Raw genomic sequence first — 22485 nt, forward strand, 5'->3', positions numbered from 1 at the left:
CCTGATTGGGGCAGCATTGCTAGGCGTGATAGAGCGCGCGGACCAGCTGGTGCTCAACTACGTCTCCAAGGCGGCGGACGCGGCCCACGGCGTGCTCAGGGCCGACCAGCGGCTCGATTTCGCCAGGCGGCTGCGGGCCAGGATCGAGGACGAGCGGCAGGGGAGCCAGAACGCGCGCCAGGTGTCGAAGGTGCTGGCCAGGTTCGGCGACCCGGTCGCGCTGGTCGAGCGGGAGGCGCGCCGGCTGGCCGACGCGGCCGCGACCGCCCGGCGCGACGCCGGTGAGACGAGCCCCGATGCCGCTCCTTCCGGTGGCGAGGGCGACGGCAGGAAAGGCGCGGGGCCGCAGGGCCGGGGCGCGACGCTGCGCTTCCCCGCCATCGCCGACGACCGGGGCGCGCCGCCCGCCATCGCCGACGACCGGGGCGTGCCGCCCGCCATCGCCGACGACCGGGGCGCGCCGCCCGGCGTCGGCGACGACGGGGGCGCGCCGCCCGGCGTCCAGGCGCACCGCAAGATAGCCCGGCAACGGGTCAACCGGCCGCAGGGACGTGCCCTGCCGTTCGCGGGCCTGCGCAGGGCTGCCATGTCCAGCGCGAACCCGATGGCCACCGGCGGCAGGGACGCCAGGACCATCGTCAAGGAGCATCCGCGCGACACGGCCGCACTGGTGTTGTTGCTGGTGGCGGCGCTGCTGGTGCCGTTCGACCTGCCGCCCGTGGCGATCTTCGAGGTCCCGGTGCTGGTGTGGGCGGCGGGCGGCGCACTGGTGCTGCTCAGCAGCAGCTGGAGCGTGCGCGACAGGCTGCTCGGGGCCGGCGCGCCGCTGCTCGGCTACTCGGTGGGCGGGGTGGTCATCGGCGGGTTGCGGGTGGGGACCGAGCAGGGGGTTCAGGCGTTCTTCACGCAGTTCTTCGACGTCAGCGGGACGATGTTCATGATCGGGACCGGGCTGGGCGTGGTCTGGCTGGCCTACCGGCTGCTCGACCGCAGCTGACGGGCGTGAGACTCGCTGACGGGCCTGAGACTCGGCTGATGGGCGTGAGGCTCAGCTGACGGGCGTGAGGCTCAGCTGATGGGCCTGAGGCTCAGCTGACGGCGCGCGGCTCAGCTGACGGGCGCCGGGCTGGGCAGGAGGCCGACGGCCAGGCGCACCCACGCGGCGACGAACTGGTCCTTCTCCGCATGTCCCGGCAGCTCGCCCACGGTCTCCTGGAAGAGCCGGTAGTGCACGACGGAGCCGCCGAGCACCGCCGCGATGCCCGTCCAGTCGAGCTTGGCGTCGTTGTACTCCGGCTGCGCCTGGAACCAGGTGACGATCGCGTCGAACATGGGCTGCAGCAGCCCCTCGCGTACGACGGCGACCAGCTCGGGGAACTGGCTCAGGTCACGGAAGAAGACCCGGGTCAGCTCGGACTCCTCGCGTACTTTGGCCAGGCCGGCGCGGCACAGGTGGGACAGGCGCTCCTCCAGGTCCACGGAGGTCTCCATGCTGCTCAGCTCGGCCAGGCTGCCGGCGACCTGGCTCCTGGTACGGGTGGCGTGCTCGTTGATCGCCGCGGCGAGCACCTCGTACTTGGACTTGAAGTGCCTGTAGAGCCCTCCCGCGCCGGGGGAGAGCCCTGAGGCGGCCTCGATCTCGGCCACGGACGTGGCCGAGTAGCCACGCTCGGCGAACAGCCGCAGAGCCTCGTCGATGATCCGCTCACGGGTCGATCTGGTCATATCTATCCTGATACCTCCGTAAGGAGCGTAGTCGTTGAGGCCGACCGCGTTGGGCGGCCCTCCTCAACTGGCGGAATCTTACGGAGCGGCGCGCCGGATGAGGCCCGCCAGGGCGGAGCCCGCGATCAGCCAGACGATCGCGGCGAGCCCGTAGTTGACCAGCGTCGTCCACCGGGGGTCGGCGAGCTGGAACAGGTTCGCCAGCCCCAGGGACAACCAGGAGGCCAGCGACTCGACGAACTGGTACCAGATGTTGGCCGGGTTCGCCCGGAACACCGAGAAGAGCGCGTAGAGCACCACGGTCAGCGCGGCCACCCTGGAGGCGACCTTCACCGCGTAGGCGAGCGCGGAGACGATCCGGTGCCACGTCGTCACCGGGGCGCCGCCCGGCCTGGCCGGCCTGTGGGGCCGGGGTGGAGCGGAGGACGCCACGAGCCGGTCTCCGGCCTGTGGCGGTCTGGGGGTCTCGGCCATCGGCCGCTCCTCTCCGATAAGTAATTCCTTTCTTCCCATTCCTGCGGTCGCAGAACAAGGGCCGTTACGCGGGGTAGAGCACTGTTTGGCATCCTGCACATGTGACGACTTCCGTGGGATTCGACCTTGACATGACTTTGGCGGACACGCGATCGGGGATCGCGGCTGTTTACGACGAGCTGTCCGTGCGTTTGGGCGTGCGCATGGATAGCGCGGCTATCGTGCGAAGGCTGGGGCCGCCGCTGGAGATGGAGCTGGCGAACTGGCTGCCGGCTGAGGAGGTCGCCGCGGCCGCTGACCTTTATCGAGAGATATATCCGGAGATGGGGGTTCCGGTTCACACGGCCATGGCGGGCGCGTACGAGGCGATCGAGGCCGTACGCGCCGGCGGCGGCCGGGTCATCGTGGTCACCGGCAAGAACGTCCGTGACGCGATCGGCACGGTCAAGGTGCTGGGGCTCACCGTGGACGAGGTGGTCGGCTCGGTGTTCGGGGCGGCCAAAGGATCGGCACTCGCGCGCTTCGGCGCGGCGGCTTATGTTGGTGACCATGTCGCGGACATCGAGGCGGCGCGCGCGGGCGGCGCCGTGAGCGTGACGGTCGCGACCGGCCCCTACACGGTGGGAGAGCTGCGTGATCACGGAGCCGATGTGACGCTGGGGGACCTCACCGAATTCGCCACCTGGTTCGCCGATTGGCGCAGACGTGACGAACTCGAATAATTGCCCGCCTTTTACCCGGTCGCCCTGGCGCTCTGCGGGGCATAACCTACATCCATCCATCATCATTTCGACTGTTTGAACGAGGTCCCCTGTGCCGAGTGGCAAGGTCAAGTGGTACGACGCCGACAAGGGTTTCGGCTTCCTCACCCGTGACGACGGCGGTGAGGTCTTCGTGCATTCCTCCGCGCTCCCCACTGGCGCAGGCCCGCTCAAGCCCGGCCAGAAGGTGGAGTTCGGTGTGGCCGAGGGCCGCCGCGGCCAGCAGGCCCTGTCGGTGCGGATCCTGGACCAGCCGCCCACGCTGGCCAAGCCCAAGCCGAAGGCCAAGCGCAAGAAGCCGGACGAGATGGTGGTCATCGTCGAGGACCTGATCAAGCTGCTCGACGACGTCTCGACCTCCTACCAGCGGGGCAAGCATCCCGACGCGGCGCACGCCAAGAAGATCGCGCAGGTGCTCAGGGCCGTCGCGGACGACCTCGACGCCTGAGCCGCCCGCGCCCGCCGCCGGTCAGGCGTTGGGGTTGGTCAGCGGCTTGGTCGGATCGATCTTGTCCGCCCGCGGCTCACCGGCCCGATGATCGGTGCGGCGGCCGGCTCGATCGTCGGCCCAATCGTCGGTGCGGCGGCCGGCTCGATCGTCGGCCCAATCGTCGGTGGGGTCGTCCGCCCAGTCGGCCCGGTCGGCGGCGTAGTGAGCGGTCGTCGCCTCGGCCGGCTGCGCGTCAGGCCGGGCGGGCCGATCATTGGGCCGATCATTGGGCCGATCATCCGGCCGCCGGCCGTCGGGCCGATTACCCGGCCGCTCCGCCGGCCGGCCGGCCGCTTCCGCGCGTTGCGCGCGCAGCTCGGCGTCGGTCGCGCGGACGCGTTTCCGCCTGGCGACCAGCAGCCAGAGGAGTGCGACGGTCAGCACGACCGACAGCGTGACCAGCCCGGCCGCGCTGCTCTGGGTGAGTGAGAGCACCAGCCCGACCAGCCCGCCGAACACCCACGCGAGCTGCAGCATCGCCTCGACCACGCCGAACGTGGACGAGCGCACCTCCTCGCCGATCTCCCGCTGCACGATGGAGTCGAGCGCGAGCTTGCCCAGCTCCTGCGCGAAGGCCGTGACCAGCGAGATCGCCAGGGCGGCCCACAGCCCGAAGAAGACCGCGGTCACGATGCTGGTCAGGCTGGTCACCGCCAGCGTCACGAGCACGATGAGCTGCGGCGAGCGGTTGCGCGTCCAGTTCGCGACGGCAGCGCCGGCCAGGCCGCCCACCCCGGCCGCGGCCGCGAGCAGCGCGATCGTCTTGGGGATGTCGAAGAACGGGTCCTGCGCCCACGGCTCCGTCACCGCCAGCCACGGCACGGCCTTGTCCTGGACCAGGAACAGCAGGAAGAACAGCAGGAACCCGGAGAAGATCCGGATGGCCACGTTCGCCCAGACGGCCTCGGCGACCGTGGGGCCCACCTTGAGCAGCGTCCGCCAGCGGGGCGGCCCGCCCTCCTCCTCCAGCTCGGGGGAGTCGACGTGCCGCGGCAGGCGTACGGCGACGACGCCGAGCAGCAGGAAGGCCACCATCGCGACCCGCAGCACGGTGGCGCTGCCCAGCCAGGCGGTCAGCCCGGCGCCGACCGGCACCCCGACGCCGGCGGCCACCAGCGTGAACAGCGCGACCCGCGCGTTCGCGGACACCAGCGTGATGTCGGCGGGCAGCACGTTCGGCATGATCGCCGCCCGCGACACGTTGAACGCCTTCGACAGCACCAGCACGCCCAACGCCCCGATGAACAGCGTCGGCAGGTCGCCCGGCCCCACCGCGGCCGCCATCGCGAAGCACAGCAGGCCCCGCCCGAACAGCGTGCCCGCCATCACGTAGCGGCGCCCCGACCTGAGCCGGTCGAGGATCGGCCCCACGAACGGCGCCAGCAACCCGAACGGCAGCATCGTGATGACCAGGTAAAGGGCCACGGAGCCGCGCGCCTCGCCGACGGGCACGCCGAAGAACACCGTGCTCGCCAGCGCCACCGTGACCATCGCGTCGCTCGCGCTGTTGCCCGCCGACAGCTCGATCAGGCGGCCGAGCCCGGTGCGGCCCGCGCCGTTGGCGTACGTGAGGCGCCGTGTGGCCTTTCCTACCTTTTGCGCGCCTTTTGCGGTGGCCTTGCTCGCCCGGGCGGTGCCGCTCGCCGTGGCCTTGCTCGCGCGCGCGGTCGCACGGCTCGCGCCGGCGACTCCGCGCCCGACGCGCCGCGAAATCTCGCGCGCTCGCTCCCAGGCTCCCTCCACGCCTACCAGTCTTACCCGATTCATGTGCTATCTCAGCGCCGGATCGGTGGTTGTGGGACTTCCGGGTCCGGCCATGGGTGAGAATGAAGTGTGAGCGAACAGCACCTTTCGGCGGAGGCGGCCCGATGAGCCGCACCAGGGCCCGCGTCTCCGCTCCCGACCAGGCCTGTGCCGCCGCGGTCGATCTGGCGCGCGCCGCGGCCGAGGAGCTGGCGCGGCCGGGCGAGCCCGGAGACCACCTCGGCTACGAAGCCGAGGGCGACCGCATCGTCACCCACTACTTCGTCTGTCTCGACCGGGCCTATCGCGGCTGGCGCTGGGCCATCACCGTCACGCGTGCCTCGCGTGCGAAGAAGGTCACGGTCAGCGAGGCCGTCCTGCTGCCCGGCGCGGGAGCGTTGCTGGCGCCCGAGTGGCTGCCGTGGAGCGAACGGCTGCGCCCCGGCGACCTCGGCGTGGGCGACCTGCTGCCGACTTCGGACGACGACGACAGGCTGGCGCCAGGTTTCACCGAGACCGACGAAGACTCCGACCGCCAGATGGTTTTCGAATACGGCCTGGGCCGAGCACGTGTGCTCTCGGCCATCGGCAGAGACCTGGCTGCCAGACGCTGGCACGCGGGCGAGCACGGGCCGCACACTCCGATCGCACACGCCGCTCCCGCGCAGTGCTCCACCTGCGGCTTCTACTGGTTGCTTTCGGGTGAGCTCCGGCTGTCGTTCGGGGTGTGCGCCAACGAGTACGCGCCGGACGACGGGAAGGTCGTCGCCGCCGACCACGGCTGCGGCGCTCATTCCGAGGCCGCCGTGCTGCCGCCGACGGTGGAGCAGGCCATCCCCATCCTCGATGACCTCGGGTTCGACCTGATCGAGGAAGAGGCGGGCTCGGTCGACGAAACCGCCTCGGAGGAGCTCGGCCACTCCTGATCGTGAGAGCCTGACCGGGAGTGTCGGTGAAGGCCGCTAACCTACGGTGGCCCCCTACCCTCAACCAGGATCGTGATCGATGACCGCAAGCTTTGGCTGTGACCGGATGCGAGCCGCCGTCCTCGCCGCGTGGACGGCCTCACCGGCCAGGTTCCGTGAGGATGCCAACGCCGAAGAGGACTTCGCGCTCGGCGGCTACCGCGACCGGCTGATCGTCGAGCTCGCGCAGAACGCCGCCGACGCGGCGCTCCGCGCGGGTGTGCCGGGCGCGCTGCGGCTCTCGCTCCAGGGCGACGTGCTGACGGCCGCCAACACCGGCGCCGCGCTCGACGCCACCGGCGTGGAGGGCCTGTCCACGCTGCGCGTCTCGGGCAAGCGGGACGAGATCGGCGCGGCGGGCCGGTTCGGAGTGGGATTCGCGGCGGTCGTCTCCGTCTGCGACGAGCCTGCCATCGGCTCGCGCGAGAGCGGCGCGGTCCGCTGGTCGCGCACCGAGACCACGGCCGCGGTGGCGGAGATCCCATCGCTCGCGGGCGAGCTGGCCGGCCGCTCGGGTCACGTGCCGCTGCTGCGGCTGCCGTTCGACGCGCCGCCGCTCGACATCCCCGACGGGTTCGACACGCTCGTCCGTCTGCCGCTGCGCGACCAGGGCGTGGTCACGGTGGTCCGCCGCCTGCTGGCCGAGACCAGCCCCGCGCTGCTGCTCGGGCTGCCCGCGCTGGAGGCCATCGAGATCGAGCTCGACGGCTCGATCCGCACGGTGGAGGCCGACGGCTGGCACGTGGTGTCGGAGTCCGGCGAGTTCACTCCCGAGGAGGTGGCCGCGCTCTTCGCCGACCGGCCCACCGAGGAGCGGGCCCGCCCCTACTGGGCGCTGCGCTGGGCGGTGCCCGTCACGGGCACGGGCGAGCCGGGGCCGCTGCCCGCCGCCGTGCCGCCCGTCGTGCACGCGCCCACGCCCAGCGACGAGCCGCTCGACCTGCCCGCGCTGCTGATCGCCTCGTTCCCGATGGCCACCGACCGGCGCCACGTCGCCAAGGGGCCGCTGGCCGACTTCCTGGTCGAACGGGTGGCCGACGCCTACGTCCGGCTGCTCGGGGAGCTGCCGCGCACCTCCAAGCTGCTCGACCTGGTGCCCTCCCTCATGGGCAAGGGCGAGCTCGACGCCCGGATCCGCCGCGCGGTGCTGGCCAGGCTGCCGGCGATGCCGCTGCTCCCGGCGCTGTCCGCGCCCACCCCCGCCGTGCAGACGCCGTCGTTCGCCGACGCGGAGGTCTACGAGCCCGACGCGGAGTGGCAGGTCGAGCACCCGGCACGCGAGCCGGGGAGCGACGGATGGGTGGTCGCCGGCCGCGAGGCCGCGGTGATCCCGTCGGCGTCGGGCGAGCTGCTCGCGACGGTCGCCGACTTCGTCCCCGGGCTGCTGCCCGCCGGGTGGCCCGCCAGGCATCCCGCCATGGTCGCGCTCGGCGTGCGCAAAGTGGAGCTGGCCGACGTGGTCGACCTGCTGTCGGGCGAGGCCGTAGAGGCCCGTGAGCCCTCGTGGTGGCGCGCTCTCTACGCGGTGCTGCCCGTGGACGACCCCGAGTCGCTGGGCGCGCTGCCGGTGCCGCTGACCGACGGCCGCGTGGTGCGCGGGCCGCGCGGGACGCTGATCCTCACCGACGGCGGCGCCGACCTCGATCTGACGCCGCTCGGGCTGCGCATCGTGCATCCGGAGGCCGCCGATCCCGCGCTGCTCAGGCTGGGCGCGGCCGAGGCCACGCCCAGGACCGTGCTCGACGACCCGCTGACCAAGGCCGCCGTCGCGCAGTCGCTCGACAATCCCGACCCCGAGCCCGTGGCTCGGGCCGTGCTCTCCCTGGTGGAGGCGTCGGGGCTGGCGCCCGGCGAGGCGCCGTGGCTGGCCGAGCTGGCCCTGCGCGGCGCCGACGGCGAGCTCTACCCGGCCGGTGAGCTGATGCTGGCCGACGGGGCGCTGGCCGGGCTGCTGGAGCCCGGCACGCATCTCGGGGTGGCCGCCGCCGAGCTGACGGAGACCTACGGCTCCCGAGTGCTGGCCGCGGCGGGGGTGCTCGACGGGTTCGCCGTGGTGCACGAGTCCGACGTGCTGCTCGACCAGGATGATTGCGAGCACGACCTCGACGGCGAGGACGACTGGCTCGACCACGTTCTCGACCTGCTGCCCGAGCTGGCGGTGCCGCCGCTGGTGCCGGAGTTCCTGGCCGTGCGCGACCTGGAGCTGGTGGCCGGCTGGCCGGCCGCGCTCACGCTGCTGACCAGGCCGCCGCTGCGGGCCGCGCTGCACCCGCTGCGCGTGGACGGGGTGGAGGTGCCCTCCTACACGGCCTGGTGGCTGGCCAACCATCCGGTGCTCGACGGCCGCAAGCCGCTGGAGCTGCGCCTCCCCGGCGCCGATCCGCTGCTCCAGGGCCTCTACGCCGACGCGCCCGCAGGGCTCGACGAGGCGGCGCTGTCGATGCTCGGCGTCCGCACCACGCTGGCCGAGCTGCTGGCCTCGCACGGCGGGCCGGAGGAGCTCCTGGACCTGATGGCCGATCCGTCGGTCACGGTGGACCGGGCCCAGCTGCGCGCCCTGTGGATCGCGCTGGGCGCCGTCGAGCCCTCCAGGGTCGCGCCGCCTTCCCGGGTGCGCGCGGTGCTCGGCGGCTCGATCGTGGTGGCCGCGGCCGAGGACGCCGTGGTGGTCGAGGCGCCCGACCTGCTGCAGCTCGTCACCGACCGGCCCCTGGTGCTGGCCCCCTACGACCTGGCCGAGTCGCTGTCGGAGCTGCTCGACCTGCCGCTGGCCGGTGAGCTCACCTCGGGCGAGGTCACCTCGCAGGGAGAGGTCCGGGACGTGCCCCCCGCGGTGCGGTCGCTGCTGCCCGCCGCGCCCGCGACGTACGTGGAGCACGAGAAGCTGCTGGTCGACGGGGTGGAGTGCGCGTGGCGCTTCTTCGAGGGGGCGGTCCACTGCACCGGCGTCGACGGGCTGGCCAGAGGGCTGGCCTGGGCCACGGGGCAGTGGAACGACCGGCTCGCGGTGGCCGCGCTGCTGCGTGACCCGGACGCGGTGCCGCTCCTGCTGGCGGAGGCCGACCTGTCCTGACGCACTGTCCTGGGAGGCGCCCCCGCGGCGCCTCCCAGGTCCGCACGCGCGGGGTCAGGCGGTGCAGCTGGTGCCCTTGGCGGGCACCTTCCCCTTGAGCACGTACGCGTCCACCGTGTTCATGACGCACCCGTTGCCGCTCAGGTACGCCCCATGGCCCTCACCCTCATAGGTGACCAGGACGCCCGTCTTGAGCTGGTCCGTGAGCTTCGTGGCCCACTGGTACGGCGTCGCCGGGTCGCCCTTGCCGCCGATCACCACGATCGGCGCGGACCCCGTGGCGTCGATGCGCCTGGCCGCGTCGTCCCCCTTCACCGGCCAGTGGACGCAGGGCCGGCCCGAGCCGTCGACCGACAGGATCGGGAAGATCCGCTTCACCCGGTCGTTGACCGCGGCGCCCTCGGCGGCGGTCGGGCGTTCGGCGTAGTCCGCGCAGTTGATCGCATGCAGGCTCGTCATCATCGTCGAGTACGTCCCGTCGGGCTTGCGCCCGGTGTAGGCGTCGGCCAGGGCGAGCAGCGTGGCGCCGTTCCCCTTGATCGCCGCGGCGGCGCCCTTTTCGAGCACCGGCCAGGTCGACTTGGCGTACAGCGGGGTGATGACGGCGAGCTGGCCCAGGCCGTAGGTCAGCTCGCGGTCGCCGACCTTGAGCGGCTTCGTCTTCAGCCCGTTGAGCAGCGTCTCGACCGTTTGCTCGACGGCGGCGGGGTCGGCTCCCAGCTCACAGCTCTGCGCCACGCAGTCCTTGGCGAACGCCTCGAAGGCGTGGTCGAACCCCGTCGCCTGGATCACCGCCCGCTCCTCGAAGGTGACCGTCGGGTCGAAGGCGCCGTCCAGGACGAAGCGGCCGACGTTCTTGGGGAAGTGGGTGGCGTACACACCGCCGAGGTGGGTGCCGTACGAGATGCCGAAGTAGTTGAGCCGCGCGTCCCCGAGTGCGGCCCTGATCAGGTCGAGGTCCTTGGCGGCGTTCACGGTGCCGACGTACGGCAGGACCTTGCCCGAGTCCCGCTCGCAGGCCGCCGCGAACTCCTTGGCCGCCTTGTCCCCGGGGGACACGCCGCCGGAATCGAGCAGCTTTTCCAGCTGGCCGCCGCACTTGACGCCGGCGCTGCGGTCGACGCCGCGCGGGTCGAAGCCGACCAGGTCGTAACGGCTGCCCAGGCCCGCGAACGCGGGGGCCGCCAGCGCCAGGGTGTCCACGCCCGACGCGCCGGGGCCGCCGAAGTTGAAGACCAGCGAGCCGAGTCGGTCGCCGGTGGCCTTGACGCGGATGAGCGCGAGATCGATCTTCGCCCCGCCGGGCTTGGCGTGGTCGAGCGGCACCTGGACCGTGCCGCACTCCGTGCCGGGGGCGGGGGAGGCGGGCTTGCCGTCCGGGTTGGTCAGGTCGGTGCACTGCCTCCAGGTGACGCTCCCCGTCTCCGCTCCGGTGTCGCGCCGGCCTGGGGCGCCGCAGGCGGAGAGGGCCACGGCGCCGAGGAGCAGGGTCACAAGGGGCTTCTTCATGCTTATAAGCATGGTTGGCGGGGCCTATGCCGATGTAGTGGGCGGAAACACCACTTCCAGGTGACTTCGGCGAACGGCCGGGGATGACGAATGTCAGCTCGCGCGCAGGACGCGCGTCAACCCCGCGGCCGGCGGACGAACCACATGCCGAACAGGCCGAACCCGACCCCGGTCACGCAGGTCCAGATCCACCACGTGTTCTCCGGAGCGGGACGGAAGATCAGCAGGACGACCAGAGCGACGGCCCACAGGGCGGTGCCCGCGCCGACTGCGGCCGTGTCGTTGGTCTTGATCGGCTCGGGGTCGGGATGCCACTGCTGCTTCACGTTGTCCAGCCTAGCTTCCAATCGGGTCTCGATCTCATCACCGACTCTTTTCGCAGTTCACCGCGACTGTCACTGTTCGCGTCGTGAGTGACACACGTAACGCGATAGACAATTTCTTCGCAATCTCCGCACGAGGCTCAACAGTCTCCCGTGAAGTACGGGGCGGGCTGGCCACGTTCTTCACCATGGCGTACATCGTGGTGCTGAACCCGATCATCATTGCCAACGGCACCGACGTGGAAGGCCAGGTCATCGGTGACGGCACGACGCCCAACGTGGCGCTCGTGGCGGCCGGGACCGCGTTCGTGGCCGGTGTGCTGACGATCCTCATGGGGGTCGTCGCCCGTGTGCCCTTCGCGATGGCGGCCGGTCTTGGGCTGAACGCCTTCGTCACCTTCACCGTCGCCAGAGTGATGTCGTGGGAGGAGGCCATGGGCCTGGTCTTCCTCGAAGGCGTCATCATCGCGGTCCTGGTGCTGACCGGGCTCAGGACGGCCGTGTTCCATGCCATCCCGGCCCAGCTCAAGACCGCCATCAGCGTCGGCATCGGGCTGTTCATCGCGCTGATCGGCTTCGTGGACGCGGGCTTCGTGCGCCGCGTCGCCGCCGGCCCGCCGCTGGAGATGGGCATCGCCGGCACTCTGACCTCGTGGCCCATCTTCGTGTTCGTGGTGGGCCTGCTCGCCACGGCGGCGATGGTCGCGCGCAAGGTCAAGGGCGCGATCCTGATCGGCATCGTGGGCACCACGGTGCTGGCGATCATCGTGGAGTCGCTCGCCAAGTCCGGCGCGGTCTCGGCCAAGAACCCCGGCGGCTGGCAGCTGAACGTTCCCACCGTGCCCGAGACGATCTTCGGCTTCCACAATCCGCTGGTCCTGTTCACGGAGTTCGACCCGTTCGGTGCCTTCAGCCGGGTCTCGGTGCTGCTGGCGGTGCTGCTCGTCTTCACGCTGCTGATCACGGACTTCTTCGACACCATGGGCACGATCGTGGGCGTCGGCCGCCAGGCGAACCTGATCCAGGAGGACGGGACGCTGCCGCGTACCAGGGAGATCCTGCTCGTCGACTCGATCGGCGCGGCGGCGGGCGGCGCGGGCTCCGTGTCCTCGAACACCACCTACATCGAGTCGGCCGCCGGTGTCGGCGAGGGCGCGCGCACCGGGCTGGCCAGCGTCGTCACCGGGCTGCTGTTCCTGGTGGCGATCTTCTTCGCGCCGCTCGTCACGGTCGTGCCGTACGAGGCGGCGGCGCCGGCGCTGATCGTCGTCGGGTTCCTGATGATGACCGCGATCCGCGACATCGACTGGAACGACTACGAGATCGCCATCCCGGCGTTCCTCACCATCGTGGTCATGCCGTTCACGTACTCGATCTCGAACGGGATCGGCGCCGGCTTCATCACCTACGTGCTGATCAAGGCGGTCCGCGGCAAGGTTCGCGAGATCCACCCGCTGCTGTGGGGCGTGACGATCTTGTTCGTCGTCTACTTCGCGATCGGCCCGATCCGGGCCCTGTTCGGAGTCTGAGTACGCAGGCCGGGGCCGCTCCGCGCGCGTGGGGCGGCTCCGAGGTACCAAGGTGTGAGATGCCTCATTTGGGGAAATATCCTGCCTTCACCTATAGTTAGCAAAGGTAATGACTCATGCTAACCAAAACCCAGCCCAAGATGGACCTGCGCAGCGACGCAGGCCTGGCTTCAGCCCTGCGCGTGTCGATGGCAAGGCTGACCAGGCGCCTACGACGACAGGCGGCAGCGCACTCGCTGACTCCCACGCAGTTCGCGACGCTCGCCGCGGTGGAACGGCATTCCGGGATAACCCCCGGCGAATTGGCCGAGCTCGAGAAGGTGCAGCCCCCCTCGATGACGCGCGTGATCGCCAAGCTCGAGGAACGCGGCCTGGTCGCGCGCACCCCGCATCCGACCGACCGGCGGCAGGTGGCCGTGAACGTGACCGAGGCCGCTCAGAAGTTGCTGAAGGAGGAGCGGCGCCGCAAGGAAGCGTGGCTGAGCCAGCAGCTGAAGGGGCTCTCGCCGGACGAGAGGTCGATACTCAGGCAGGCGGCGCCGATCCTGGAGAAGCTCAGCAGGATATAGAGCCCGAAGAACCCAGGACCGGGATGTTCCGGTCACTCAGGGTGCACAACTATCGCATGTTCGCAGCCGGTGGCACCGTCTCCAACGTCGGCACCTGGCTGCAGCGCACCGCCCAGGACTGGCTGGTGCTCGACCTGACCCACGGCAGCGCGGCGGCGCTCGGAACGGCGACCGCGCTGCAGTTCCTGCCGATGCTGCTGTTCGGGATGTTCGGCGGCGTGCTCGCCGACCGCTACCCCAAGCGCCCCATCCTCATCGGCGCCCAGGTGCTGATGGCCACGCTGGCGCTCACCATCGGCGTGCTGACGATGACCGGCTCGGCCCAGGTCTGGCACGTGTACGTGATGGCGTTCCTGCTCGGCATGATCTCCTGCGTGGAGGTGCCGACGCGGCAGGCGTTCGTGGTCGAGATGGTCGGCCGCCAGGACCTGCCCAACGCGATCGCACTGAACAGCTCCATCTTCAACCTGGCCCGCGTGGTCGGCCCGGCGCTCGCCGGACTGCTGATCTACGTGTTCGGCGGCACCGGACCGATCTTCCTGATCAACGCGCTGACGTTCGGCGGAGTGATCTCCAGCCTGATCTTCATGCGGAAGTCCGAGCTGAACACCGCCGCGCCGGTGCCCAGGGCCAAGGGCCAGCTCCGCGAGGGTCTGCGTTACGTGATCCAGCGCGAAGAGCTGCTCATGCCCGTGCTGCTGATCGGGTTCGTGTCGATGTTCTCGCAGTCGTTCTCGATGTCGATCGCGCTCATGGCGCGTGAGGTGTTCAAGGCGGGGGCCTCCTCGTTCGGGCTGGCCTCCAGCATGTTCGCGGTGGGAGCGCTCGGTGGGGCGCTGCTCGCGGCGCGCCGGGCCCGGTTGTCGCGGAAGGTGCTGATCGCGGGGGCGATCGGGTTCGGGCTGTTCCAGATCGCCACCGGGCTGGCCCCGTTCTATCCCGTTTACCTGCTGCTGCTGATCCCGACCGGGATCGCGCTGATCACGATCAACACGGCCGCGAACGCCAGCGTCCAGATCGCCACCTCCCCGGACATGCGGGGCCGGGTCATGGGCATCTACATGCTGGTGTTCACCGGCGGGGCTCCCGTGGGGGCGCCGCTGATCGGCTGGCTGTCGGAGCTGGGCGGGCCGCGGGCGGGCGTGATCCTGTCCGGCGTGCTGGTCCTGGTCGGGACCGGGCTGGCGATCCTGGTGACGCGGCTGATCACGGCCAGAGTGGGCAGATCGGTGCTCGCGGTGGCATGAGTCTGTACGGCGCCGCTCCCGGGCCCCTCCAGGGGGCGGCGGCCGCTCGGGGGAGAATCGGGTGCCATGAGGCTTTTCGCGGCTCTGGTGCCGCCTGAGGACGTGCTGGACGAGATCTCACACGCGATCGCCCCGCACGTCGGGCAGGTCCCGGGGCTGCGCTGGCCCGACCGGGCCACCTGGCACATCACACTGGCCTTCTTCGGCGAGGTGCCCGAGACGGTGCTGCCCGAGCTGGAAGTTCGCCTGGCCCGCGCCGTACGCCGCCACCGCGTCCTCGACCTGGCCTTCGCCGGTTTCGGGGCCTTCTCGTCCGCCCGCAGGGCCAGAGTCCTCTGGGCCGGCGTCACCGGCGATTCGATGATCAGGCTGGCCGAATCGGTCCAGGCGGGCGGGCGGCGGGCCGGAGCCGTGCAGACGGATGACAAACGCTTCCACCCGCACCTGACGCTGGCCCGCGCCAAAGCCGAGACGGACCTCCGCCCGCTGGTGGAGTCGCTGTCCGAGTTCAGCGGCTCGCCGTGGCGGGCGGAAAGTGTCCGTCTTGTCCGCAGTCACATGGGGCCTCAGATGAGGTACGAGTCACTCGCGGAATGGGCGCTGGCACCCTCCGGGCAGGGCTAGGCTCCAGGTCGTGGATCGCCCTCGCTCCTGGCTGCTGCCCGTCGTGCTCGGCCTGCTCCTGCTGATCGTCGTGCTCGGCGCCCTGCTGACCTGAGCCTGAGCCTGAGCCGCCCAGGCCCTAGGACCCGAGACGCAGGACGGCCTGCTACCAGGCGTAGTCCTCGGGCGCGGTGCGGTGGCCGGGGAAGATCTCGTCCAGGCGGGCCAGGGCGGCCTCGTCCAGCTTGATCTCCAGGACGCGCATGGTCCCGTCGACCTGCTCCATCGTGCGCGGGCCGATGATCGGCGCGGTGACCGCACGCTGCTTGAGCAGCCAGGCCAGGGCGACGTTCGCCGGGTCCTCGCCGAGCTCGTCGCAGAACTTCTCGTACTGCTCGATCTTGTCGCGGTGCTTGTCGAGCTGCTTGACCATGTGCTCGGCGGCCGAGCGGCCCTTGTCGATCTTGCGCAGCACGCCGCCGAGCAGGCCGCCGGCCAGCGGGCTCCACGGGATCACGCCGATGCCGTAGTCCTCGCACGCGGGCAGCACTTCCAGCTCGGGTGCGCGGGTGAGCAGGTTGTAGTGGGACTGCTCGCTGACCAGCCCGGTGAAGTTGCGCCGGGCTGCGGTCTCCTGGGCCTTGGCGATGTGCCAGCCCGCGAAGTTCGACGAGCCGACGTAGAGGATCTTGCCCTGCTGGCGCAGGACCTCCATCGCCTCCCAGAACTCGTCGAACGGGGTGTTCCTGTCGACGTGGTGTGCCTGATAGATGTCGATGTAGTCGGTCTGCAGCCGCTTCAGCGAGGCGTCGGCGGCCCTGCGGATGTTGAGCGCGGACAGCTTGCTCTCGTTGGGCCAGTCGCCCATGTCACCGTAGACCTTGGTCGCGATGACCGTCCGCTCCCGGCGCCCGCCGCCCTGGGCGAACCACCGGCCGAGAATGTTCTCTGTGATGCCCTCGCCTTTCTGGCCGCCATAGACATTCGCGCTGTCGAAGAAGTTCAGCCCCAGCTCGTGAGCCCTGTCCATGATCGCGAAGGAGTCTTCCTCCGTGGTCCGCGGGCCGAAGTTCATGGTGCCGAGGCAGAGCGGACTCACCTGGAGGCCGCTGCGTCCGAGGTTGACGTATTCCATGACTCAACCCTAAATACCTGGAGTGCACTCCAGGCCAGCGACTAATTCCAGGAGGCGGAATCGCACGGCGGCGCGTGGGGCATGATGGCGGCGTGGGGGATGTCGTGATCAGAGTGCTCGCCGTCGTGGCGGCGAGCTGTCTACTGACCGCCGCGCCGGCCTATGCGGCGGCGCCGGATGACGGGACGGAGAAGCTTTTCACCTTCAAGGATCCGGCGATCACCGAGTCGAGCGGGCTGGGCGTGTCGCCGACCCATCAGGGCGTCTATTACACGCACAACGACAGCGCGGCCACGCCGACCTTCTACGCCGTGGACGCGCGGGGGCGCACGCGGGCGACGTTCCAGGTGCAGGGGGCGCAGGCGCGCGACTGGGAGGCGATGGCGGTCACCAAGGACCCGGCGACGGGCCGGGGCGTGCTGTGGTTCGCCGACATCGGCGACAACCTGGACGGGGCCTGGCCGAACGTCTCCATCTACAAGGTGATGGAGCCGCAGACGCTCAGGAACGCGGCGCTGCCCGCGACCCGCTACCGGTTCCGCTACGCCGACGGCGGACGCAACGCCGAAGGCCTCATGATCAACCCGCGGACCGGCCGCCTGTACGTGGTGTCCAAGGAGTTCGCGGCAGGCGTCTACGCCGCGCCGAAGAAGCTGCGCTCCGACAAGACGAACGTCCTGCGCAAGGTCGCCTCCGCCCCGCTCATGGCCACGGACGCCGCCTACGCGCCCGACGGCTCCTCGTACGTCATCCGCACCTACTTCTCCGCCACCCTCTACAAGCCCTCCGGCGAGACGATCACGAGGGTGTCGATGCCGGAGCTGAAGCAGGCCGAGTCGATCACGTACACGCCCGACGGCCGGGCCCTGCTCGCGGGTTCTGAAGGGCCGAAGAGCCCGGTGTACCGGGTCCCGGTTCCCGAAAGCGCCCTGCCTGCCGCCACGCCGAGCCCGTCGGCCCCGTCGTCGTCATTGTCGTCGGCGTCCAGCGACGGGACGGCGGCGACGACGGCCGCCGCCGAAACGGACGGTGACGGGTTAGCGCTCAAGGACGTCCTCATCTGGCTGGCCGCCGCCGCGATGGCGGTCGGCGTGATCACCTTCCTGGCCCGCCGTACCCGCTGAGCCGGGCGTCGCCGCCTCAGCGGAAGTTGCGCATGGTCGCCGTGAACATGTCGCCGCGCAGGGCCTGCTCGACGACGGCGATGGAACGGGTCAGGCGGACCAGGCGCGGGCCCTCCTCGCGATAGACGTCGAGCACCGCCTCGACGGCATGCGGAGGGAGATGACCTTTGAGATCCACCGCGGCGCTCCGGTATCCCGCCCTGGCGGCCTCGACCGCCGTGTTCGCGTGGGCGACGGCCATCCTGGCCAGGGCGATCGGATGGCGTCTCAGCACTTCGTAGGCCCTGTAGTCGGGGGGCACGGTGTCGAGCAGCCAGGCCACGGCCGAGGTCTCCCAATCGGGCACGCTGGGTGGGCGGACCTCGGGCGGCCACTCCGGCGGCAGATACATGAGTCCATCGTACTCACGTTCGATTCCGAGGTCATGAGGCCGCCCCGCCACGTTCGGCAACAGGGCGCCGCCCGCCTCACGCCGGCACCCGTACCGTCACTGCTGGTGTGACGCCCGGCCGCTCTGCGCAGCAGTCGCCCGCAGGCGCAGCGCGGAGACCAGGAAGAGGATGCCGCCGACGACGGCGTAGCCGGCGAGGATCATCAGCGTGGGGGCCTCGGCCGAGGCCATGACGATGAAGGAGCTTCCGGCCAGGACGGAGCCGGCGCCGCTGAGGATGAGCGCGATCTGGCCGCCCATGCCGCGGCGCAGCACCGCGACGACGAGCTGGAGCAGCCCCGCGACGACGGCCCAGGCTCCCCAGACCCGCAGCGCCGCGGGAACGCCGGACTGGGCCGCCACCGCCAGCCCGACGGCGGCCAGGGTGCTGGTCAGGATGGTGCCGTACACGCCGAAGCGGGCGGGAGCGGCAGCCGTGACGCGTGACTCCACGATCGCGGCGGCGACATCGACCGCGGGATAGACGACGAGCAGGACGGCCGCGGCGACGCCCGGGCCGGGCATGGTGAACGCGAGCAGGGCCGCCCAGACCACGGCGAAGCCGAACCGGGCGAAGTAGAGCCGGCGAAGCGTCAACTCAGGAGTCATTGCTTTTCCTCATCATCAGGACCGGTCGCGCTAGGGATCGGCTTCTGGGAGACAGAACGTTCTGTCTCCATCGGATGACATGGTAGACAGACCGTTCTGTTAACGTCAAGGCATGGTGTCCGAGCATCCAGCGTCCTCAACCTCTCTGTCCGGTCCTCGCGCAGACGTCCCGGCCGGCCGATCGCCCGCCCGCGAGCGGCTGCTGCAGACCGCGACCAGGCTGTTCTACGGGCAGGGCATCCAGTCGGTCGGTGTCGATCGGCTGGTGGCGGAGTCCGAGGTGACCAAGGCGACCTTCTACCGCCACTTCTCCAGCAAGGACGACCTCGTCCGTGCCTACATCGAGCGGCTCGACCAGGAGATCCGCGCCGCCGCCGACGTTCTGGCCCGTCAGGTCGGCGACCCGGCGGACGTGCTCACCGCACTCGTCGCCCAGATCGGTCACCAGGTGTGCACCCCGGGATTTCGCGGGTGCGCCTTCATCAGTGCCGCGGTCGAGTTCCCCGATCCCGAGCACCCGGTCCGCCGCGCCGTGGCCGGGCATCGGCGCTGGTTCCGCGACCTCCTGACCCGGCTGCTGCGCGACACCGGTCACCCGCAGCCGGAGGCGGCGGCGCAGACCCTGGTCATGGTCCGCGACGGCGCCATGATGGGCGGCTATCTGGACGATCCCGCCCAGCTGCCGGCCGGTCTCCGTGCCGCCATCGACACCCTGCTGCCGACCGGCTCGCCCTGACTTACGGGACGTGCGTTATGGCATCGTACTCATGTTCGATTCGTCCGGATATGGCGGGGACGGCCGCTAAGTCGGAAAATCGACGTGTGACGGAGAAGATCGGGATCGTGGGCGCGGGCATCGTGGGGCTGGCCGTGGCGCGCGAACTGGCCCAGTCCAGAGGCGCCGAAGTGACCGTGCTGGAGAAGGAGGGCCGCGTCGGCGCCCACCAGACCGGGCACAACAGCGGCGTCGTGCACGCGGGCATCTACTACCCGCCGGGCTCGCTCAAGGCCAGGCTCTGCCGCGAGGGCGTGGCGCTGCTCAAGGCGTACTGCGCCGCGCATGCGCTGCCCTACGAGGAGGTCGGCAAGCTGGTCGTGGCCAGTACCAGCGCGGAGCGGCCGCTGCTGAGCGCGCTGGCCGAGCGGGCGCGCGCCAACGGCGTGCCGGACATCGCCGAGCTGGACGGCCTGGGCCTGCGCGAGATCGAGCCGCACGCGGTCGGCGTCGGCGCGATCCACTCGCCGCACACCGCCATCGCCGACTTCCCCGCCGTCGCACGCAGGCTCGCGCTCGACGTGGCCGAGCTGGGCGGGTCCGTACGCCTCTCACACCCCGTACGCGCCATCAAGGAGCGCCCAGGAGGCGTGGCGGTGCTGGCGGGCCGGCGCAGGTTCACCTTCGACCGCCTGGTCGTGTGCGGCGGCCTGAGCACCGACACGTTGGCGAAGATGGCGGGATATCCGGGAGATGTCAGGATCGTCCCGTTCAGGGGTGAGTACTACGGGCTCAACGGATCGGCCAGAGACCTCGTCCGCGGCCTGATCTATCCGGTGCCGGATCCGCGCTATCCGTTCCTGGGCGTCCATCTGACGCGGCACATCGACGGCGAGGTGCTGGTGGGCCCGAATGCGGTGCTCGCCATGGCCTACGAAGGCTACAGATGGCGAAATATGCGAAATTTCGGTCAAATTCTGAGCTGGCCGGGGACCCTGCGCATGGCCAGGACCCATTGGCGTACCGGGATCAAGGAAGTCCACGGATCCATCGTCAAGGGCGCGTTCCTCAAGGCCGCCCGCCGCTACGTCCCCGCCCTCACCGCCTCCGACCTCGAAAGAACCCACGGCGGCGTACGCGCGCAGGCCGTCGCCAGAGACGGCCGCCTGGTCGACGACTTCGTGGTGGACGTGCAGGGGAACGTGGTCCTGGTGCGCAACGCGCCCTCTCCGGCGGCCACATCGAGTCTGGCCATTGCCCGGCACATTGCCGGAATTGTCCCAGCACTCGTCCGATGAGTGCATCCTTGGATGTGATGGAATCACGCCTGCTGATAGTCGAGGACGATCCGAACATCCTCGAGCTCCTCGCCGCGAGCCTGAGGTTCGCGGGTTTCGAGGTGACCACGGCCAAGAGCGGCCTCGACGCCGTGACCGCCGTGCAACGACACCGCCCGGACCTCGTCGTGCTCGACGTCATGCTGCCCGACCTGGACGGTTTCGAGATCGTCAGGCGGATGCGCAGCGGCGGATTGCACACGCCCGTGGTGTTCCTCACCGCCCGTGACGAGACCGAGGACAAGATCCGCGGGCTCACGATCGGCGGCGACGACTACGTCACCAAGCCGTTCAGCCTGGAGGAGGTGGTCGCCAGGATCCACGCCGTGCTCCGCCGTACGAGCGGGGACGCGCAGGCGGCCCCGCCCCGGCTGACGTTCGCCGACATCGAGCTGGACGAGGAGAGCCACGAGGTGTGGCGCGGAGGCAACGCGGTCGCGCTGTCGCCGACCGAGTTCAAGCTCCTGCGCTACTTCATGACGAACGCCGGCCGGGTCCTGTCCAAGCCGCAGATCCTCGACCACGTGTGGGACTACGACTTCAGGGGCGAGGTGGGCATCGTCGAGTCGTACGTGTCCGTGCTGCGCCGCAAGATCGACAACCGCAGTCCCCGGCTCATCCACACCCTGCGCGGTGTCGGATACGTCCTTCGCCTGCCGCCGAGTCCCTAATGAGCGGCCTGCCGCTGAGAATCAAGCTGATGGCGTCGATGCTGGCGCTCCTCGGCTTCGGCATGACCTTCATCGGCCTGGTCAGCGTCTCAGTGCTGCACGGTTACCTGCTCGACCGGGTGGACAGCCAGCTCCACCTGCTCAGCGCGCGCATGGACAAGAAGGTCAAGAGCGACTGGCGCAAGGACAGGGAGACCACCGACCGGCCGATCCTCATCGAGTCCGACGCGATCGCCCTGGTCAGAGAGCCTGGCGGCGAGTTCGTACCGATGCTGACCGATCGCGACGTGGACACCAAGCCGAAACCGGTGCTGTCGCCGGCGCCCGGCCCCGACGTCTACACCGCGCCCGCCGTGCGGGGCGACGGCGAGTGGCGGGTGCTGGAGAGCGTGGTCCAGCGGCGCACGCTCGTCGTCGCGGTCGACCTGGAGGAGGTCGACGCGATCACCAGGCGGCTCATCCTCATCGAGCTGCTCGGCGGCGGTGGCATCCTGCTCATCCTGGCCGTGGTCGGCGTCACGATCGTCCGGCGCAGCATGCGCCCGCTCGGCCAGATCGAGCGCACGGCCGAGGCCATCGCCGCGGGCGAGCTGGGCCGGCGGGTCCCCGACGGCGACCCGCGTACCGAGGTGGGCCGCCTGGCCAGGTCGCTGAACGGGATGCTGGCCCAGATCGAGACCGCGTTCGCCGCCAGGTCGGCGTCGGAGGCGGCGGCCCGGCGCTCCGAGGACCGCATGCGCGAGTTCGTCGGCGACGCCTCGCACGAGCTGCGCACCCCGCTGACCTCGATCCGCGGCTTCGCCGAGTACGCCAGGCAGAACACCGGCGCCGACCCCGCCGAGCTGATGCAGCGCGTGGAGAAGGCGGCCGGCCGGATGAGCCTGCTGGTCGACGACCTGCTGCTGCTGGCCAGGGTGGACCAGCAGCGGCCGCTGCAGATGCGCCCGGTGGACATGCTGGCCCTGGCGGCGGACGCCGTACAGGATGCCAGGATCCTCGCGCCCGACCGGATCGTGAAGCTGGACGTGGTCGGCGGTGCGGCCCTGATCGTCTCCGGCGACGAGGTACGCCTGCGCCAGGTCATCAGCAACCTCGTCACCAACGCGATCATCCACACCGAGCCAGGCTCGCCCATCATCGTGCGGGCCGGGGCGGGCAAAGACACGCTGTTCCTCGAGGTCGTCGACAACGGGCCCGGACTCACCCCCGAGCAGGTCGAGCGGGTCTTCGAGCGCTTCTACCGCGCCGACTCCGCCCGGTCCCGCCGCCGCTCGGGCGAGGACCGCGGCAGCGGGCTGGGCCTGGCCATCGTGCGGGCGCTCGTGACCGCCCACGGCGGCACGGTGACCCTGGACAGCTCGCCGGAAGGCGGCTCCACCTTCCGCGTGGAGCTCCCGCTGGCTCTGGACTGACCTTCCGCGCGAAGCTCACCCTGGACTGATCTTCTGGGCGG

General features: G+C 70.6%; 22 protein-coding genes. 14 read left to right on the forward strand and 8 right to left on the reverse strand.

What is annotated here, in order from left to right:
* Positions 1–25: 25 nt before the first annotated feature.
* Positions 26–997 carry a hypothetical protein gene (locus tag ABEA43_RS29590; RefSeq protein WP_345566845.1) on the forward strand — a complete coding sequence of 324 codons (972 nt, stop codon included), beginning with the start codon at positions 26–28 and terminating at the stop codon, positions 995–997.
* Positions 998–1107: 110 nt separating this feature from the next.
* Here ABEA43_RS29590 and ABEA43_RS29595 read toward each other — a convergent pair whose 3' ends face one another.
* Together ABEA43_RS29595 and ABEA43_RS29600 are read right to left on the reverse strand one after the other, a co-directional pair.
* On the reverse strand, positions 1108–1725 hold the full coding sequence (locus ABEA43_RS29595; RefSeq protein WP_345566847.1) for a TetR/AcrR family transcriptional regulator: 618 nt from the start codon (positions 1723–1725) through the stop codon (positions 1108–1110).
* Positions 1726–1803: 78 nt separating this feature from the next.
* Complete coding sequence (locus tag ABEA43_RS29600; RefSeq protein ID WP_345566848.1) at positions 1804–2199, reverse strand: hypothetical protein; 396 nt, start codon at positions 2197–2199, stop codon at positions 1804–1806.
* Positions 2200–2312: 113 nt separating this feature from the next.
* Between ABEA43_RS29600 and ABEA43_RS29605 the strand changes: the two genes are divergently transcribed.
* Together ABEA43_RS29605 and ABEA43_RS29610 are read left to right on the forward strand one after the other, a co-directional pair.
* Positions 2313–2921 (forward strand): HAD family hydrolase, encoded by a 609-nt coding sequence (locus tag ABEA43_RS29605; protein WP_345567227.1) that lies wholly within the window; start codon positions 2313–2315, stop codon positions 2919–2921.
* Between the two features lie 91 nt (positions 2922–3012).
* The gene (locus ABEA43_RS29610; RefSeq protein ID WP_345566850.1) at positions 3013–3408 is read left to right on the forward strand and encodes a cold-shock protein; all 396 of its coding nucleotides are present in this window, start codon (positions 3013–3015) and stop codon (positions 3406–3408) included.
* A 21-nt stretch (positions 3409–3429) separates the two neighbouring features.
* Here the strand turns inward: ABEA43_RS29610 and ABEA43_RS29615 are convergent, their stop codons facing one another.
* Positions 3430–5193 (reverse strand): MFS transporter, encoded by a 1764-nt coding sequence (locus ABEA43_RS29615; RefSeq protein ID WP_345566852.1) that lies wholly within the window; start codon positions 5191–5193, stop codon positions 3430–3432.
* A gap of 125 nt (positions 5194–5318) precedes the next feature.
* Between ABEA43_RS29615 and ABEA43_RS29620 the strand changes: the two genes are divergently transcribed.
* Positions 5319–6119, forward strand: a complete 801-nt coding sequence (locus tag ABEA43_RS29620; protein ID WP_345566854.1) for a DUF3027 domain-containing protein — start codon at positions 5319–5321, stop codon at positions 6117–6119.
* A 79-nt stretch (positions 6120–6198) separates the two neighbouring features.
* Positions 6199–9231: a sacsin N-terminal ATP-binding-like domain-containing protein gene (locus ABEA43_RS29625; RefSeq protein WP_345566855.1), complete on the forward strand. Its 3033-nt coding sequence runs from the start codon at positions 6199–6201 to the stop codon at positions 9229–9231.
* 54 nt (positions 9232–9285) lie between these two features.
* On the opposite strand, the gene ABEA43_RS29630 is transcribed toward ABEA43_RS29625, so the two are convergent.
* Positions 9286–10740, reverse strand: a complete 1455-nt coding sequence (locus ABEA43_RS29630; RefSeq protein ID WP_345566857.1) for an alpha/beta hydrolase — start codon at positions 10738–10740, stop codon at positions 9286–9288.
* Between the two features lie 116 nt (positions 10741–10856).
* Complete coding sequence (locus tag ABEA43_RS29635) at positions 10857–11066, reverse strand: DUF2530 domain-containing protein (protein ID WP_240779747.1); 210 nt, start codon at positions 11064–11066, stop codon at positions 10857–10859.
* A gap of 83 nt (positions 11067–11149) precedes the next feature.
* On the opposite strand from ABEA43_RS29635, the gene ABEA43_RS29640 reads away from it, so the two are divergent.
* From ABEA43_RS29640 to thpR, 4 genes are all read left to right on the forward strand, one after another.
* On the forward strand, positions 11150–12592 hold the full coding sequence (locus ABEA43_RS29640; protein ID WP_345566859.1) for an NCS2 family permease: 1443 nt from the start codon (positions 11150–11152) through the stop codon (positions 12590–12592).
* Positions 12593–12708: 116 nt separating this feature from the next.
* Positions 12709–13161, forward strand: coding sequence for a MarR family winged helix-turn-helix transcriptional regulator (locus ABEA43_RS29645; RefSeq protein ID WP_345566861.1), 453 nt, complete (start codon positions 12709–12711; stop codon positions 13159–13161).
* Between the two features lie 23 nt (positions 13162–13184).
* Complete coding sequence (locus ABEA43_RS29650; protein WP_345566862.1) at positions 13185–14408, forward strand: MFS transporter; 1224 nt, start codon at positions 13185–13187, stop codon at positions 14406–14408.
* Positions 14409–14474: 66 nt separating this feature from the next.
* Complete coding sequence (gene thpR / locus ABEA43_RS29655) at positions 14475–15032, forward strand: RNA 2',3'-cyclic phosphodiesterase (RefSeq protein ID WP_345566864.1); 558 nt, start codon at positions 14475–14477, stop codon at positions 15030–15032.
* Between the two features lie 145 nt (positions 15033–15177).
* On the opposite strand, the gene ABEA43_RS29660 is transcribed toward thpR, so the two are convergent.
* Positions 15178–16146, reverse strand: coding sequence for an aldo/keto reductase (locus tag ABEA43_RS29660; protein WP_345566866.1), 969 nt, complete (start codon positions 16144–16146; stop codon positions 15178–15180).
* Positions 16147–16238: 92 nt separating this feature from the next.
* Between ABEA43_RS29660 and ABEA43_RS29665 the strand changes: the two genes are divergently transcribed.
* Positions 16239–17270, forward strand: coding sequence for a hypothetical protein (locus tag ABEA43_RS29665; protein WP_345566867.1), 1032 nt, complete (start codon positions 16239–16241; stop codon positions 17268–17270).
* 16 nt (positions 17271–17286) lie between these two features.
* Here the strand turns inward: ABEA43_RS29665 and ABEA43_RS29670 are convergent, their stop codons facing one another.
* Entirely contained in the window at positions 17287–17661 is a 375-nt protein-coding gene (locus ABEA43_RS29670) for a hypothetical protein (RefSeq protein WP_345566870.1), read from the reverse strand.
* Between the two features lie 96 nt (positions 17662–17757).
* Positions 17758–18309 (reverse strand): hypothetical protein, encoded by a 552-nt coding sequence (locus tag ABEA43_RS29675; RefSeq protein WP_345566872.1) that lies wholly within the window; start codon positions 18307–18309, stop codon positions 17758–17760.
* A 112-nt stretch (positions 18310–18421) separates the two neighbouring features.
* On the opposite strand from ABEA43_RS29675, the gene ABEA43_RS29680 reads away from it, so the two are divergent.
* From ABEA43_RS29680 to ABEA43_RS29695, 4 genes are read left to right on the forward strand one after another with little or no spacing between them, the layout of a single operon-like run.
* The gene (locus ABEA43_RS29680; protein WP_345566874.1) at positions 18422–19045 is read left to right on the forward strand and encodes a TetR/AcrR family transcriptional regulator; all 624 of its coding nucleotides are present in this window, start codon (positions 18422–18424) and stop codon (positions 19043–19045) included.
* A 50-nt stretch (positions 19046–19095) separates the two neighbouring features.
* Positions 19096–20322: an L-2-hydroxyglutarate oxidase gene (gene lhgO, locus ABEA43_RS29685; RefSeq protein ID WP_345566875.1), complete on the forward strand. Its 1227-nt coding sequence runs from the start codon at positions 19096–19098 to the stop codon at positions 20320–20322.
* Positions 20323–20339: 17 nt separating this feature from the next.
* The gene (locus ABEA43_RS29690; protein WP_345566877.1) at positions 20340–21032 is read left to right on the forward strand and encodes a response regulator transcription factor; all 693 of its coding nucleotides are present in this window, start codon (positions 20340–20342) and stop codon (positions 21030–21032) included.
* 29 nt (positions 21033–21061) lie between these two features.
* Positions 21062–22444, forward strand: coding sequence for a sensor histidine kinase (locus ABEA43_RS29695; RefSeq protein WP_345566879.1), 1383 nt, complete (start codon positions 21062–21064; stop codon positions 22442–22444).
* Positions 22445–22485 lie beyond the last annotated feature (41 nt).

It is taken from the genome of Nonomuraea rosea (assembly GCF_039539705.1).
Taxonomy (GTDB): Bacteria; Actinomycetota; Actinomycetes; order Streptosporangiales; family Streptosporangiaceae; genus Nonomuraea; species Nonomuraea rosea.